This is a genomic window from Saprospiraceae bacterium (genome assembly GCA_016709995.1).
Taxonomy (GTDB): domain Bacteria; phylum Bacteroidota; class Bacteroidia; order Chitinophagales; family Saprospiraceae; genus JADJLQ01.
This window is the reverse complement of sequence record JADJLQ010000001.1, coordinates 2,119,617-2,134,692: the sequence shown is the minus strand read 5'-3', so window position 1 is coordinate 2,134,692 and position 15,076 is coordinate 2,119,617. Positions and strand designations below refer to the sequence as shown.

At 40.7% G+C, this 15,076-nt stretch carries 11 protein-coding genes and 1 tRNA gene; 7 read left to right on the top strand and 5 right to left on the bottom strand.

Features of this window, described 5'->3' with window-relative positions; genetic code table 11:
* Window positions 1-36: 36 nt before the first annotated feature.
* The 3 genes from IPJ09_08920 to IPJ09_08910 all read left to right on the top strand — a co-directional run bounded on the left by IPJ09_08920 (window position 37) and on the right by IPJ09_08910 (window position 4,056).
* On the top strand, window positions 37-1,041 hold the full coding sequence (locus IPJ09_08920; protein ID MBK7371550.1) for a PorP/SprF family type IX secretion system membrane protein: 1,005 nt from the start codon (window positions 37-39) through the stop codon (window positions 1,039-1,041).
* 151 nt (window positions 1,042-1,192) lie between these two features.
* Complete coding sequence (locus IPJ09_08915) at window positions 1,193-2,680, top strand: SUMF1/EgtB/PvdO family nonheme iron enzyme (GenBank protein ID MBK7371549.1); 1,488 nt, start codon at window positions 1,193-1,195, stop codon at window positions 2,678-2,680.
* Between the two features lie 65 nt (window positions 2,681-2,745).
* Entirely contained in the window at window positions 2,746-4,056 is a 1,311-nt protein-coding gene (locus tag IPJ09_08910) for a UDP-N-acetylmuramoyl-tripeptide--D-alanyl-D-alanine ligase (protein MBK7371548.1), read from the top strand.
* On the opposite strand, the gene IPJ09_08905 is transcribed toward IPJ09_08910, so the two are convergent.
* On the bottom strand, window positions 4,034-5,080 hold the full coding sequence (locus IPJ09_08905; GenBank protein ID MBK7371547.1) for a hypothetical protein: 1,047 nt from the start codon (window positions 5,078-5,080) through the stop codon (window positions 4,034-4,036). The two genes, IPJ09_08910 and IPJ09_08905, sit on opposite strands and share 23 nt — an antisense overlap.
* Before the next feature lie 161 nt (window positions 5,081-5,241).
* On the opposite strand from IPJ09_08905, the gene IPJ09_08900 reads away from it, so the two are divergent.
* Window positions 5,242-6,990: an OmpA family protein gene (locus tag IPJ09_08900; GenBank protein ID MBK7371546.1), complete on the top strand. Its 1,749-nt coding sequence runs from the start codon at window positions 5,242-5,244 to the stop codon at window positions 6,988-6,990.
* A gap of 187 nt (window positions 6,991-7,177) precedes the next feature.
* Here IPJ09_08900 and IPJ09_08895 read toward each other — a convergent pair.
* Together IPJ09_08895 and carB are read right to left on the bottom strand one after the other, a co-directional pair.
* A tRNA-Ala gene (locus IPJ09_08895) sits at window positions 7,178-7,251 on the bottom strand.
* Between the two features lie 65 nt (window positions 7,252-7,316).
* On the bottom strand, window positions 7,317-10,133 hold the full coding sequence (gene carB / locus IPJ09_08890; protein ID MBK7371545.1) for a carbamoyl-phosphate synthase large subunit: 2,817 nt from the start codon (window positions 10,131-10,133) through the stop codon (window positions 7,317-7,319).
* A 128-nt stretch (window positions 10,134-10,261) separates the two neighbouring features.
* Between carB and IPJ09_08885 the strand changes: the two genes are divergently transcribed.
* From IPJ09_08885 to IPJ09_08875, 3 genes are all read left to right on the top strand, one after another.
* A complete protein-coding gene (locus IPJ09_08885; protein ID MBK7371544.1) occupies window positions 10,262-11,230 on the top strand; it encodes a hydroxyacid dehydrogenase in 969 nt (322 codons plus the stop codon).
* 124 nt (window positions 11,231-11,354) lie between these two features.
* Window positions 11,355-12,752 (top strand): arginine decarboxylase, encoded by a 1,398-nt coding sequence (locus IPJ09_08880; protein ID MBK7371543.1) that lies wholly within the window; start codon window positions 11,355-11,357, stop codon window positions 12,750-12,752.
* Between the two features lie 41 nt (window positions 12,753-12,793).
* Complete coding sequence (locus IPJ09_08875) at window positions 12,794-13,768, top strand: deoxyhypusine synthase family protein (protein ID MBK7371542.1); 975 nt, start codon at window positions 12,794-12,796, stop codon at window positions 13,766-13,768.
* A gap of 41 nt (window positions 13,769-13,809) precedes the next feature.
* Here IPJ09_08875 and IPJ09_08870 read toward each other — a convergent pair whose 3' ends face one another.
* On the bottom strand, window positions 13,810-13,986 hold the full coding sequence (locus IPJ09_08870; GenBank protein ID MBK7371541.1) for a hypothetical protein: 177 nt from the start codon (window positions 13,984-13,986) through the stop codon (window positions 13,810-13,812).
* Window positions 13,987-14,019: 33 nt separating this feature from the next.
* On the bottom strand, window positions 14,020-15,030 hold the full coding sequence (gene nadA, locus IPJ09_08865) for a quinolinate synthase NadA (GenBank protein ID MBK7371540.1): 1,011 nt from the start codon (window positions 15,028-15,030) through the stop codon (window positions 14,020-14,022).
* Between the last annotated feature and the right edge of the window lie 46 nt (window positions 15,031-15,076).

Here is a 15,076-nt window from a genome sequence, read left to right as displayed (position 1 = left end):
AAACGAAATAGAACGACACGAAGTATTCTGCAAAACTTGACAAATTTTAAAATTATATTATTTGTATTGGTGGCCTTGGTGGCAAGAGGTCAGGATCCTGTATTAAGCCAGTTTTATAGTTCTCCCATATTACTCAACCCCTCCTTTGCAGGAAATACCAGTTCGCCAAGATTTGCTATCAACTATCGCAACCAATGGCCGGGATTGGCTCAGGCATATAGGACATATGCATTGTCGTATGATCAATTTTTTGATGACTATAACAGTGGAATAGGGATCTCAGTCCTATCCGACGATCAGGGTAAGGGTTTGTACAAAACCACCAAACTGGCTGCCATCTATTCCTATCGGTTAAAAGTAGGCAAATCAACTTTTATTAAAACCGGATTTGAATTGGCTGGAGTGCAAGCGACCGTCGGATGGGACAAATTTATATTCCCAGACCAACTTGATCCACTGTACGGCGAAGTTGGTCCGGGAGGTAGTCCATTGCCTAGTGGCGAACTCAGACCTGACAACACCAATCGGCTTTATTTGGACCTTGCTATGGGGACTATGATCTACAACCCACATTTCTATGGAGGTCTGAGTATCAACCATATCAATAATCCAGATATTAGATTTACCCGGTCGGTCGATAATACCAGCAGTGGGCTGCCTTTAAGGTTGACATTGCATGCTGGAAGTCAGATTACTATATTTGATGCCAAACCAGGCAAAAGTGACATCTTCATCAGTCCTAATATTTTGTATACCAGGCAAAACAATTTTAGCGAATTATTGGGAGGTGCTTATGTTGGCTTAGGACCTTTATTTACGGGGGTGTGGGCCAGGTTGACTCCAAATAATCCTGATGCCCTGATTATGAATATCGGCATCAAGACAGGTAAAATGAAAATCTCCTATAGTTTTGATGCCACTATTTCAAAACTAACCCTCAATTCCGGGGGTGCTCATGAGCTGGGAATTGTTTTTAATCTGGATGATCAAAATCCGCGTAAAACCCCGGATTACAATGATTGTTTTCAGCTTTTTAGGTGAGGAGTCCGAAAACTGATAGATTTAGGATAATATTATCAGGCCTTAAGCAATTTTTAACAGCTGTTTTACATTTAATCACGTGTAAGATTGAATTGTCGTATATTTGGCAGTCTTTTTGCAGACATAAAACTATTATAGAAAAGTATAGAAAATGAATAGAATTGTAATCCTCATACTCACGGTTTCGCTCCTGGCTTCTTGTTCTAAAAAAGGGGGTGAACGATCTTCTTCTACCGGTTGGAAATATAATGATCAAAAATGGGGCGGTTTTGAAAAATTGGATTATAAAGGGCAAGTCACCGGACCTAATTTAGTGCCTATCGAAGGTGGTACCTTTGTCATGGGTCTGACTGAGGAAGATGTACCCTTTCAATGGAATAATGAAGGTCGAAGAGTGACGGTCTCCTCTTTTTATATGGATGAAACCGAAGTATCCAATATCGACTATAGAGAATATGTATACTGGCTGAGTAGAGTCTATGTGACCTACCCTCAAATTGCGAAGAAAGCTTTGCCCGACACTTTAGTCTGGAGAGAAGAGCTTTCCTTCAATGAGCCATTTGTAGAAAGTTATTTCAGACATCCTTCCTATAATGATTATCCTGTAGTCGGTGTCAATTGGTTACAAGCCAATGCTTATTGTCAATGGAGGAGCGACAGAGTCAATGAAATGATATTAATAGAAAAGGGTATTCTCAATCCAAACCCAGAGCAAAAAGATGGAGAAAACTTCAATACAGATGCTTATATGACAGGCCAGTATGCTGGAAATGTCAGGAAAAATTTGAAAGACCTACAGAGCGGGGGTGAAAGAGCGGTGAAGATGGAAGACGGTATTGTGTTGCCTGCTTATCGCTTGCCTACAGAAGCAGAATGGGAATATGCAGCCCTGGCACTTAATGGCAAACAGGTCTCTAAAAATGATGAATTGATTGCTGAAAGAAGAATTTATCCTTGGGATGGCAATACGGTCAGATATAAAAAGCATACGAAAAACCAGGGGAAAATGATGGCCAACTTTAAACGTGGCAGGGGTGATTATATGGGTACTGCAGGAAAACTCAATGACCAGGGCAATATACCTACTGGTGTAAGGAGTTATGTGCCTAACGATTTTGGTTTGTATAATATGGCTGGTAATGTCAATGAATGGGTAGCGGATGTATTCAGACCATTGACCAGTACTACATTAAGAGATGAAGAACAACAAGACCTCAACCCATACCGGGGTAATGAGTTTAGGGTAATTGATCTTGATTCTACCGGCAATGTGCAGAAAGATAGTCTAGGAAGAATTAAATATAGAATGGTTAAAATTGAAGAAGCATCTCAGAGAGACAATTACAACAGGGGAAATGTCCTTAATTATAAAGACGGTGATGATACTGCTGGTGCGTTTTATGATTATGGAGTACATACCCTGATCAGCAATAAATCCCGTGTTATTAAAGGGGGATCCTGGGCAGATCGTGCTTATTGGCTGTCGCCTGGCGCCAGAAGATCCAAAGACGAAGACCGAGGTGATAAGACTATTGGTTTTAGATGCGCTATGTCCCGAATGGGCTCTCAATCAATGAATGACCAAAAAGGCAATGATTTTGGGGTAAAGCCAAAAGCTGTTAAAAGAAGGTATAACTAACGCCTATCAATAGAATTTAATATATATAACATCCCTGTAAGACTTATCTTGCGGGGATTTTTTTTATGGACATTAATACACTTTATCAGGAATATCTTTTAAGCTCAGGAGTCAGTATAGATTCGAGGAGCATAAAGCCCAATCAAATATTTTTTGCCTTACCTGGCACAAAAGTAAAAGGTAGTCAATATGCCTCAGAAGCCTTAAATAAAGGAGCAAGGCTAGCATTGGTAGAAGATGAAGGTTTGGCACAAAATGAGAGCAAATTTTTTTTCACCCCGGATGCCTTACTCGCTATGCAAAACTTAGCCATCCACCATAGAAACCATCTTCAGATCCCGATAATTGGGATTACAGGTTCTGCAGGTAAGACGACTACGAAAGAATTGATCTCCAAGGTTTTATCAAAAAAATATGTGGTCTCTAGTACCCAGGGTAACCTGAACAACCATATTGGTGTCCCTTTGACCTTATTGGGTATCACGCCTCAAACTCAAATAGGCATAGTTGAAATGGGCGCCAATCATATAAATGAAATTGAAGCACTGTGTGAGATCGCAAGACCTACCCACGGCCTGATCACGAGTATCGGAAAAGCGCATTTAGAGGGATTCGGAAGCTTAGAAGGTGTCATCCTTGCCAAATCTGAGCTTTTTCGATTTTTAAATAAACAAAACGGAGTAATATTTGTCAATCAGGATGATGCCCTTGTTTTCAATGTCAGTAAGGCTTTTGATATGAAAAAAGTCTTTTACGCTGATTTGATCAATGGGGAATTAATTGACGCTTCACATCTACTGAAGCTCAGACTGGCATCTAACAAAAAGGAGGTGTTTGTCAATACTTCGCTACCAGGAAAATACAATTATTCAAACTTGCTTTCGGCTGCCACAGTGGGGTCCTATTTTGGAGTAAGTCTGCAGGAGATAAAGATAGCTTTTGAAACTTTTGAAAACTCGAACAATCGATCGCAGCTTATAAAAAAAGGGACCAATGATTATTTGATGGACGCTTATAATGCCAATCCGTTGAGTATGTCCGAAGCAATCTCATCGTTTGCTGATTTGGTAACAGATAAAAATAAAATTTTAGTCCTTGGAGAGATGAGGGAGATGGGAGTCGATGAAATGGCAGAACATAAAAAAATCATCGAATTGGTACAGCGATTTCCATGGTCTATGGTTTGCCTGATAGGGGATTCATTCAACTTTGTAGACACTTCTTCCCACCTAAAATTATTCAAAGATGTTGATGCCTTCAAATCCTGGGAGTCACTTCAGCCTTTCGAAAATGCTTTTATTTTAGTCAAAGGCAGCAGGGGAGTGGCATTGGAAAAATGGATTTCGCAATCCACTACATTCGATTCAACACATTGATCAGTCTTTGAGAAAAATCACCGTGAGAGGCTTCCAGGTAATCATCATAGGTACATGAAATCCAATGATGTTCGTGTCCAGGCACTTCCATCCACCATCTTCCGGAATCCTGGCTTTTCCAGAAGTTGATATCCATGTCATTGTGTGAAGCATGTACGATGTATTGAGTCAGTTTTTGTTTTTGAATATTTTTTTCTTCGCGAAAATTATTCAATCCGTCAATAGTATACCAGATCAACTGAGCGATGACTGCTGCACTGATACCGTCATGATCAAGCTGCGTTTGATATCCATAAATGCCAAATGACTGAAGGTGTGAAGATGCACCGATAAACTGGGCGATTTTGCAAGCTTCTTCATAAAAAAATCCACCTGGATTGGAGTCAGCTTTGGCATTGAAGTCAGTCTTGCGCAAGGCATTGACATCGAATATAGCGTGATCGACTGACCTACACCAAGGCTCGACCCTGTCCAAATTTTGTCTGACATGCCCAAGCCTCAGAGATTCAAGATCTAAATCATGCAAGGTGGCTATAGCGGATGCGGGTGTGAGATGTGTTTGGTGTCCTAAAAACCTGACTTTTATACTTCCTGACAGGCACAAGGGTTCGATTTTAGACAATAAATGAATATCATGCCCTAATGTTGGATGGATGACAACCCACGAACTTGATGGAGCGAGTTGAGTCCCGGCCTGTACTTGTTCCAGTATAACCCCTTTGTCAGACGAAATTAAAATTGGTAGGATGCCCTTTTTGATGACTTCCTGCAGCAAAACACCTAATTCATCAGTGCCTTTTTTGGTTAAATTGCCAAGATCCAAGACCTTGCAATTGCTAAATGGATACGCTAAGGCGTACAATTCTTTACGAATTTTATCAGCTGAGTTATCAGTGCCAATCAAGCCAATAATGGGAATGTTCAATATTTCGGAATCAGATAATGAGCTGATCACATATGTGCCAAAAGTGTCATGAAAGTCAGGATAGCGAATTAAAGAAGGTTCCGTCCACGTTTCGAACATATAATCCAGTTTTAGTAATGTTTAATTAAGGTTAAGATTGAAAATTTGACAATAGCCAATTAACATAAAATTAAATATTTATATTAACTTTGATGTTAAATCCTACTTTACCAATTGTTTGTCAGTTTTTTGATTAATCAATAATTAATTCTAATACCTCTATGAAGAAGTCTTTGTTTTTAAGCCTATTTATTATTACGTTAGTTTATACAGTTTCTGCTCAAAACGATACTTGGACAGCTCCAAAGGTTACCGACAATATGACGGTAGATCCAGAGCAAAATAAGAAGTGGCGAATGGGTGAAGGCAAATATTCTGCTAAGCCGAAAAATATGTGGGAACTAGGAATACATACCGGTCATTTTTTTGTTGATGGTGATGTCGATCCTACTCAACCTGGTGGTTATGGTATAGGATTACACCTACGCAAAGCTATACATTATGTTTTTTCTTTAAGGGGAGATATTACTTATGGCAAAACCAGAGGTTTGGATCCACAATTTACCAGCCAGGAGATTGCAGCACAGGATTTATCTCAAACTACTGCAGCCGGCAAGCACGGCGGAATATACCGCAACTTTAAAATGTCCGATGTCATGGTAAGTCTCAATGGAGTTGTGAATATAGGTAACCTTTTATTTCACAAAGAAAGGAACAAATGGAACTGGTATGCTTTTATGGGGGTGGGATTCGATGCTAATAAGACTAAGCTTGATGTGTTAAAGGGTAATACAGCGTATGATTTTTCTTCCGTAACCGGTAATGTAAACACTAAAAGTGGTAGAAAATCAATTAAGAAACAAGTTAGAGGTATATTAGATGGAGTCTATGAGACTGAAGCCAGAAAAAAGGTTGCAATATTCAGATTGGGCGACAAGACCAATGTACATGCATTGTTTTCTGCGGGAACAGGCATTTCAAGAAAAATCAGCAAAAGAGTTAATTTAGGTATAGAGCATCAATTGCTTACATCTGATAATGATTTGTTGGATGGTTTTGTCTACAGATCTGTAGTTGATCAGTCGAATAATAATGATGTTTCTCATTATACTTCTATCAGGTTGGGTATCAATCTTGGTGACTTCGATAAAAAGACTGAGCCATTATATTGGTTAAATCCATTAGATGGAGTGCTCAATGATGTAGCTGATCTTAAACAAAGACCTATCCTGGATCTTAGTGATACGGATGGCGATGGAGTCATTGATATGATCGATCAGGAGAAAAATTCTGCCCCTGGAGCTTTGGTAGATACTAAAGGGGTGAGCCTTGATAGTGATCATGATGGTGTGCCGGATTATTTAGACAAAGAACCATATTCTCCTCCAGGATTTAATGTAGATGGAGTAGGCGTGGCTAGCGTAGAAAAGGAAAAAATTCTCACCGAAGATGATGTCGTTAATTTGATCAATCAAAGAATCAGCAATATCAAAACTGATTGGTTTTTACCTATGATCCACTTTGATCTTGATAAATATTATATCAAACCTGATTTTTATGGTCAATTGCATCACGTGGCCACTGTCATGAAGTCACATCCTGAGCTGAAAGTAGTAGCCGTAGGTCATACTGATGTAAGATTGGCTAGTGATTACAATAAGGTATTGGCTTATAAAAGAGCTGATGCAGCCATCAATTATCTTATCTCTAAATATGGAATATCCAGAGATCGGTTCATATTGCAGTATGGGGGTGAAGAGTTGCCTTTAGTGGCCAACTTACCTGATTCTCATAACATACCTAAGCAAGTAGAAATGAATCAATACATTAATAGAAGGGTAGAATTCAAAATTGCTACTGCTACAGATCAAAATATGGAAAGACCAGCAGGTCCTGATGCAGGTAAAGACACTCCCGGCTCATCAAGACCAGGTGTTAAATACAGTGGTAATGTGAATTCTGGATATTGATCAAAGAAAATAAACAAGTCTTAATTAAGCCGGTCTTAGGATCGGCTTTTTTTTTGCCTTATCTCATCTCTAATGGTTAGACTATTTACTCATACGAATCAATGCTGGCATCCAAAACAAAATAGCTGTGTAGGCAAAAAAAAGTCCCGACGGCAGGTCGAGACTGAATGAAAATATTGACTATCAGTGGAGCATATCGGAGTCGAACCGACGACCTCTTGCATGCCATGCAAGCGCTCTAGCCAGCTGAGCTAATGCCCCAATTTTTTATTTGGAGGCACAAAAATAAACTTTTAAAATTAATATACCTCAAGGCCGTCCAATTTTTATCTGCTCAGATACATACTAGCCTCATTGACCAGTTTTCTAAAATAGGGATCTTTAAGGTTTTCTATATAATGTATTGCTTCGCCGGTACTTTTCATCTCAGGCACAAGGTGTTTGGCGACGTGGGGGAACTTGTCGAAAGAGAATACCGGTACTTTGATCGCATATCCATCCAGTTGTTTGAGAATCTCAAAATCCTTCAATTTTTTGTTTCCCAACATTACATGGGTTGCAATATTAAGGTAGGGCACTTTGTAAGCTTTGGCTATAAATGGAGTAGTACGTGAAGCCCTTGGATTGGCTTCGATCACATACACATTATGATCTTTGATCGCAAATTGAATATTGATCAATCCTTTGATATTCATGGCCCGCGCTATCCTTTCGGCATAGGCTGACATCGTATCAATCTCTGTCTGAGTAAGACTATAAGGAGGTAAGACGGCATTGCTATCACCAGAATGGATGCCGGCAGGTTCGATATGCTCCATGACTCCCATAATATGGAAGTCTTCGCCATCAAAGATGGCATCAATCTCAGCTTCTTTGGCACGCTCCAAAAATTGATCTATCAGGACCTTATTTTCAGGCATATGTTTAAAAATGGTCAATACATGATGTTCAAGTTCTTCATCATTGATGACGATACGCATTTTCTGCCCCCCAATCACGTAGGATGGACGCACAAGCACAGGGTAACCGGTTCTTTTGGCCACTATAAGTGCTTCATCTGCATCTCTGGCTGTACCATACTCCGGATAGGGTATGCCCATTTCTTTTAACAAATCTGAAAATCTACCCCGATCTTCTGCGATATCCAGGCTATTAAATGAAGTGCCTATGATCTTAATCCCATCCTGGTGCATGTTTTCAGCCAGCTTCAGCGCCGTCTGTCCTCCTAATTGTACGATGACACCTTCAGGTTTTTCAAGTTCCAGAATTTCTTTGAGATGTTCCCAATACACGGGCTCGAAGTAGAGTTTGTCTGCGATATCAAAATCGGTAGATACGGTCTCGGGATTGCAGTTGACCATAATAGCTTCATACCCTGCCTCCTTAATTGCGATGAGACCATGTACACAACAATAGTCAAATTCTATACCTTGTCCGATCCTGTTAGGACCGGAGCCAAGTACGATTATTTTTTTCTTGTCAGACGCAAAAGACTCGTTTTCCTGATCAAAAGTGGAATAAAAGTAAGGTGTCTTAGCTTCAAACTCAGCAGCACAGGTATCGACCATTTTATAAGTTCGTTTGATACCGAGTTTCATTCGATGACGGGTCACTTCTTTTTCATTGATTCGAAGTAGCCAGGCGATCTGTCCATCAGCATACCCAAGTTCTTTCATTTCTCTAAGAAAGTGTGCAGGGATGTCCTCTGCAACATTGTATTTCATGAGTTCATCTTCGATCTTAATGAGCCGTTTTATTTGCTTCAAAAACCAAGGATCGATGAGCGTAAGTTTTTGGATCGTTTTTTCTGGTACTCCGAGTCTCATGGCATCTTTGATGCGATAGACCCGATCATCATAAGCTACTTCCAGTCGTTTAAGTATATCCTGTGTCTGGATCCATTCTTTTTTATCTGCACCGAGCCCCATTCTGCGATTTTCCTGAGATTGACAGGCTTTTTGCAAGGCTTCTAAAAAATTGCGTCCTATAGCCATCACCTCACCTACAGATTTCATTTGCAGGCCTAATTTATGGTCAGCCCCTGGAAATTTTTCAAAATCCCATCGAGGCATTTTTACGATCACATAATCTAAGGTTGGTTCAAAATAAGCAGAGGTAGTCTTAGTGATTTGATTTTTTAGTTCGTCCAGGTGATATCCTATAGCCAGTTTGGCGGCGATTTTGGCTATCGGATAGCCGGTGGCTTTACTTGCCAGGGCAGAAGACCTTGATACTCTGGGATTGATCTCTACGACGATCATTTCTTCAGTCTCTGGATGTAAGGCGAATTGTACATTACACCCACCTGCAAAATTGCCCATGGAGCGCATCAGGATAATTGCATCTGTCCTCATTTTTTGAAATGCAGTATCAGACAAAGTCATTGCAGGCGCCACTGTAATGCTATCACCTGTATGGATACCCATTGGGTCCATATTTTCGACCGTACAAATGATGGCGACACTATCGTTTTTATCTCTTAATAATTCGAGTTCAAATTCTTTCCAGCCGAGTACAGCTTTTTCAACGAGAACTTCGTGTGAAGGGGAAGCATCCAATCCTCGCCGGAGTGCTTCGTCAAACTCAGCTTCTTTCATTACAAATCCTCCTCCGGATCCACCCAGAGTAAAAGAAGATCGTATCACAAGCGGAAATCCTATTTTTTGGGCCGCATTTTTACCTTCCAAAAAAGAATTGGCTATATAAGAAGGAGGAGTAAGCATGCCCAGGGTCTTGACATGATTTCTAAATTGCTCACGGTCCTCTGCGAGTTCGATGGCTGCTATGTCGACACCGATCATCCTGACATTGTATTTTTCCCAAATTCCTTGCTTATCGGCTTCCACTGCAAGGTTGAGTGCTGTCTGTCCACCCATGGTTGGTAATACAGCATCTATTTGGTGTAATTCTAATATTTTGATGATGCTCTCCGGAGTCAAAGGCCACAAGTAGATATTATCTGCAGTCACCGGATCAGTCATGATGGTGGCAGGATTTGAATTGATCAGCGTGACGATGATTCCTTCCTCTCGAAGGGATCGTGCAGCCTGGGTTCCTGAATAATCAAATTCGCAGGCTTGTCCTATGATGATGGGACCGCTACCTATAATGAGAACGGATTTAATTGAATGATCACGAGGCATTTCTCTTTCTATTCTGGTTTAAAAATCGGGCAAAGATAGCACATATACCCTCATTTGAAGGCACCTTGCAGCAGTTGAAATATAGTTTTTTAATATATTGAAAAATTACATTTATCTACCTTTGATGCATGACGAATCAAAAACGGAAAGTTTTGATCACAGATGCGGTCCATCCAGTCTTGATCGATGGGCTTATAGCAAATGGATATGAAGTCGATTATGAGCCGGAGGTAGGCTATGATAAGGTAAAAAACAGCATTGCGAAGTATAATGGCCTGATCATCAATAGCAAGATATTATGTGATGCATCCTTTATAGACCATGGGACACAATTGAAATTTATAGCTCGCTTAGGTTCTGGAAGGGAAGTGGTCGACATCCATTATGCCGAATCAAAAGGAATCTGTGTATATTTTTCGCCGGAAGGAAACAAAAATGCAGTCGCAGAGCAAGCTTTGGGTATGTTGCTCGTACTGGCCAACCAGATTTTGCTGGCTGATCAGCAAGTGCGTGCAGGTATATGGGAACGCGAAGCCCGGAGAGGATGGGAACTTTCGGGCAAAACGATTGGCATCATAGGATTTGGACATACCGGCAGCCAATTTGCCAAAAAACTTGCCGGTATGGAGATGAATATCCTTGTCTATGACAAATATCTACATGATTTGGAGAAGGAGGTGCCTTATATTAAAGAAGTGCCGCTGCCATTTTTGTTAGAGCATAGTGATATCATCAGCATCCATCTTCCACTGGGAGAAGACACCTTTCACCTGGTAGATCATTCTTTTTTGTGGTCGATGAAACAGGAAGGAATTTTAATAAATACATCCAGGGGGAATGTAGTGCACACAGAAGCACTGATAGAGGCTTTGGAAGCGGGCAGGTTGGCGGGAGCATGTCTGGATGTATTTGAAAATGAAAAGCCGGGCACTTTTACATCACAAGAGAAATTGATGTATCAAAGGCTTTATCAATTACCTAACGTAGTACTTACACCGCATATAGCAGGGTGGACTGTTCAATCCAAATATAAACTGGCTGCGATTTTACTCGAAAAAATTGCTCAAAGAGATCTGGAAATGAGCGGGAAAGCCTAATCTATAGAGGCAGGAATAATTATTTTTGATAGGACTTTAAATTTTTTATTTGTTTTGATCATCCTATAAGAATTAAACTACCTTTGTGCGAATTCTTGTAACAAAAAAGAACCAATTTGGATAGATGAAAAACCGTTATTTTGACCTTATCGAACAAACCTTTTATTTTCCACAAGAAGGTTTCGATATAGAAAACGGATACCTTGATTTTAATGGAATTCCCCTCATTCATTTAATCAGGAAATACGGCACCCCTTTAAAACTTACTTATCTTCCACGCATAGGCGCACAAATCAAACGAGCCCGAAACTTGTTTAATCGCTCTATGAAAAATGTCGGCTACAATGGACAGTATTATTATTGTTATTGTACTAAAGCATGTCATTTTAGATTTATTCTGGAAGAAGTATTGCAGAATGGGGCTCACCTGGAGACATCAAGTTCGTTTGATATCGATTTGATCAGGAAGTTACATCTGCAAAACCAGGTAGATAAAAACGAAATCATCCTGTGTAATGGTTATAAAGCCGGAGATTATGGCAAAAAGATCTCTAAGCTCATCAACGAAGGATTTAAGAATGTGATTCCAATATTGGACAACAAAGAGGAATTGGCTATTTACGAAGAACTTGTAGAGAACGGATGCAAAATCGGGATGAGAGTAGCGACCGAAGAGGAGCCTAACTTTCAGTTTTATACTTCCAGACTGGGTATCAGAAATAGCGAAGTCATTCAGTTTTATAAGGATCGATTGGCAAATAACCCTAAGTTTAAATTAGAAGTACTTCATTTTTTTGTAGATACAGGTATCAAAGACACTATCTATTACTGGGGAGAATTCAAAAAGGTGCTTAAGACCTATTGTGAATTAAAGAAAATATGTCCTGACCTCAGAGCGATTGATATTGGAGGAGGACTTCCGATCCGCAACAGCCTTGGCTTTGAATATGATTATAGTTATATGATCAATGAGATCGTCAAGCAAATCAAAATTGCCTGCCAGGACGAGGGCATTCCGGAACCTGATATCTTCTCTGAGTTTGGTAAGTATACTGTAGGGGAAAGCGGGGCTACTATATTTTCAGTGATCGGACAAAAACAACAAAATGATTCGGAGCTGTGGTATATGATAGATAACTCACTCATGAATACGATACCGGATAGCTGGGGCATGGCCGAACGATTTATCCTGCTACCGATCAATAAGTGGTACAATGATTTTACCCGGGTCAATATAGGGGGTATCACCTGCGACAATTCTGACTTTTACAATAGCGAGGTGCATGAAAACCAGGTTTATCTGCCAGCTTTTTCTATGAAAGATCCTGAACCCTTATACCTGGGATTTTTCCACACAGGAGCATACCAGGATGCGCTCAGCGGATATGGAGGCATCAAACACTGTCTCATACCAAGTCCAAAACATATCCTTGTAGATCGCGACGAGCAAGGTAATCTTGTAGATAGAATATACCTGGATGAGCAAGAAGCTGAGGGTATGCTTAAAATCCTGGGTTATTAGACTCAACTAAAATTTATTTGTTCAATCTAAAATAGAAGAATATGCAACGAGGTCCCATCAGTCAGTTTATGGAACATCATTACAGGCATTTTAATGCTGCGGCCTTGATGGATGCTGCCAAAGGGTACGAATCGCATATGCTTGAAGGTGGTAAAATGATGGTTACCCTGGCAGGGGCGATGAGTACGGGCGAATTGGGTATCTCCCTGGCTGAAATGATACGACAAGGCAAGGTGGATATCATCAGCTGTACTGGTGCCAATCTTGAAGAGGATGCCATGAACCTGGTAGCTCATAGCAAATATAAGCGCATCCCTAACTACCGGGACCTTACACCGCAACAAGAATGGGATCTACTTGAAAATCACTATAATCGGGTGACTGACACCTGTATCCCTGAAGAAGAAGCTTTTAGAAGATTGCAAAAACATCTTTATGCACAATGGGTCAAAGCGGAACAAAGTGGTCAATCTTTCTTGCCCCATGAGTATCTATACAAAATCATCCTGGCTGGTGAATTGGAGCAATATTATGAGATCGATCCGAAGGATAGCTGGCTGGTAGCGGCGGCCCAAAAAAACTTGCCGATCGTCTGTCCGGGCTGGGAAGACAGTACCACCGGCAATATTTTTGCCAGCTATGTGATCAAAAATGAATTAAAATCTACCACGGTCAAAAGTGGTATCGATTATATGGTCTATCTCGCTGACTGGTATAGAAAAAACAGTGCTGGGAAAGGGATTGGTTTTTTTCAGATCGGAGGGGGTATCGCAGGTGACTTCCCGATCTGTGTGGTGCCTATGATGTACCAGGATCTGGAGTGGCATGATGTGCCATTCTGGTCTTATTTCTGTCAGATCAGTGACTCGACTACTTCCTATGGTTCTTATTCCGGTGCAGTACCCAATGAAAAAATCACCTGGGGAAAACTTGATATCCACACTCCAAAGTTTATCATCGAAAGTGATGCTACGATAGTGGCTCCTTTGGTGTTTGCCTGGGTGCTGGGATGGTAGTGGGGTTATTAGTTCAATTCCTGTTATTTCTTGGGAAAATCTTAATGCTCAATGATCTCGAGGATCTGCTCTACATGCCGATTGTAGTGGGCTGATACATTCAGTGTCCATTGGTAGGCATCTAAATTGCCAAAAGAAGGATGGCGGGTAAAATGTGCTCTTAAATCGGCAGAGGTATGCTTTACAATTTCAATCGTCTTGTTGCGGTTTTCGATCAAAGCTTGAGAATTTAAGCGACTCAGTGGATTAATTTATCCTCCCAGCCCGGCCTGTTTACTGATCTCCAACATGCGATCTATACTGGATCTTCCTTGGTCGATCACCCACTGAGGTAGGATGATTTCAGGCAATTCATACTGCATGCAAACGTATAATTTTTCCAAAGTATTGCGCTTCATATGAGGACATTCATTACAGGCACAGTGATTATTGGGAGGTGCAGGGATGAAAGTCTTATGAGGTGATTTTTGTTCCATTTGATGTAGTATGCCAGCCTCGGTGGCGACTATATACTCTTCAGAGTCATCTGATATAGTGTATTTCAGTAAACCGGTCGTGCTACCGATGAAGTCTGCCATATCGAGGATATGAGGCTCACACTCCGGATGTGCTATAAACTTAGCCTTGGGATGCCGTAGCCTGAGCTTTACAATTTTTTCATGGGAGAAAATCTCATGGACCATACACGAACCATTCCACAATACCATATCTCTGCCGGTTTTTTTGACCAGGTATTTTCCCAGGTTGATGTCCGGGGCAAAAATGATTTTTTGATCCAAAGGGATGCTGTTGATCACATGGACGGCATTGGTCGAGGTGCAGCAGATATCAGTGAGCGTCTTAATTTCTGCAGTGCAATTGATATAACTGACTACCAGGTGATCAGGATACTTTTCCTTAAACTTTGAAAATAAATCAGGAGGACAGGAGTCGGCAAGGGAACAACCTGCTTTGAGGTCAGGCAACAAGACTTTTTTGTGTGGGGACAATATCTTGGCAGTCTCTGCCATAAAATGGACTCCCGCAAATACGATGATGTCTGCTTCAGTCTTGGCAGCTTGCTGGGATAACCCTAAACTATCACCGACATAATCAGCAAGGTCTTGTATCTCAGACTCCTGATAATAATGTGCCAGGATCACTGCGTTTTTTTCTTTTTTTAATCGTTTTATTTCTTGTTCAAGATCTACCGTCGGATCTACCGGGATGTGTAAATATCCATCCCTGTTTAATTGCTCTGTGGATATACTACTCGTAGCCATAAATAATGTATTTTTTGTTTAGACGAGAATTCTCCACAAAGATACT

Bases quoted from the DNA above. Each gene is read 5' to 3' on its own strand.
- IPJ09_08915 (MBK7371549.1), top strand. From the start codon at position 1,193: ATGAATAGAATTGTAATCCTCATACTCACGGTTTCGCTCCTGGCTTCT.
- IPJ09_08905 (MBK7371547.1), bottom strand. From the start codon at position 5,080: ATGTTCGAAACGTGGACGGAACCTTCTTTAATTCGCTATCCTGACTTT.
- IPJ09_08900 (MBK7371546.1), top strand. From the start codon at position 5,242: ATGAAGAAGTCTTTGTTTTTAAGCCTATTTATTATTACGTTAGTTTAT.
- IPJ09_08880 (MBK7371543.1), top strand. From the start codon at position 11,355: ATGAAAAACCGTTATTTTGACCTTATCGAACAAACCTTTTATTTTCCA.
- nadA (MBK7371540.1), bottom strand. From the start codon at position 15,030: ATGGCTACGAGTAGTATATCCACAGAGCAATTAAACAGGGATGGATAT.
- IPJ09_08910 (MBK7371548.1), top strand. From the start codon at position 2,746: ATGGACATTAATACACTTTATCAGGAATATCTTTTAAGCTCAGGAGTC.
- IPJ09_08885 (MBK7371544.1), top strand. From the start codon at position 10,262: ATGACGAATCAAAAACGGAAAGTTTTGATCACAGATGCGGTCCATCCA.
- carB (MBK7371545.1), bottom strand. From the start codon at position 10,133: ATGCCTCGTGATCATTCAATTAAATCCGTTCTCATTATAGGTAGCGGT.
- IPJ09_08875 (MBK7371542.1), top strand. From the start codon at position 12,794: ATGCAACGAGGTCCCATCAGTCAGTTTATGGAACATCATTACAGGCAT.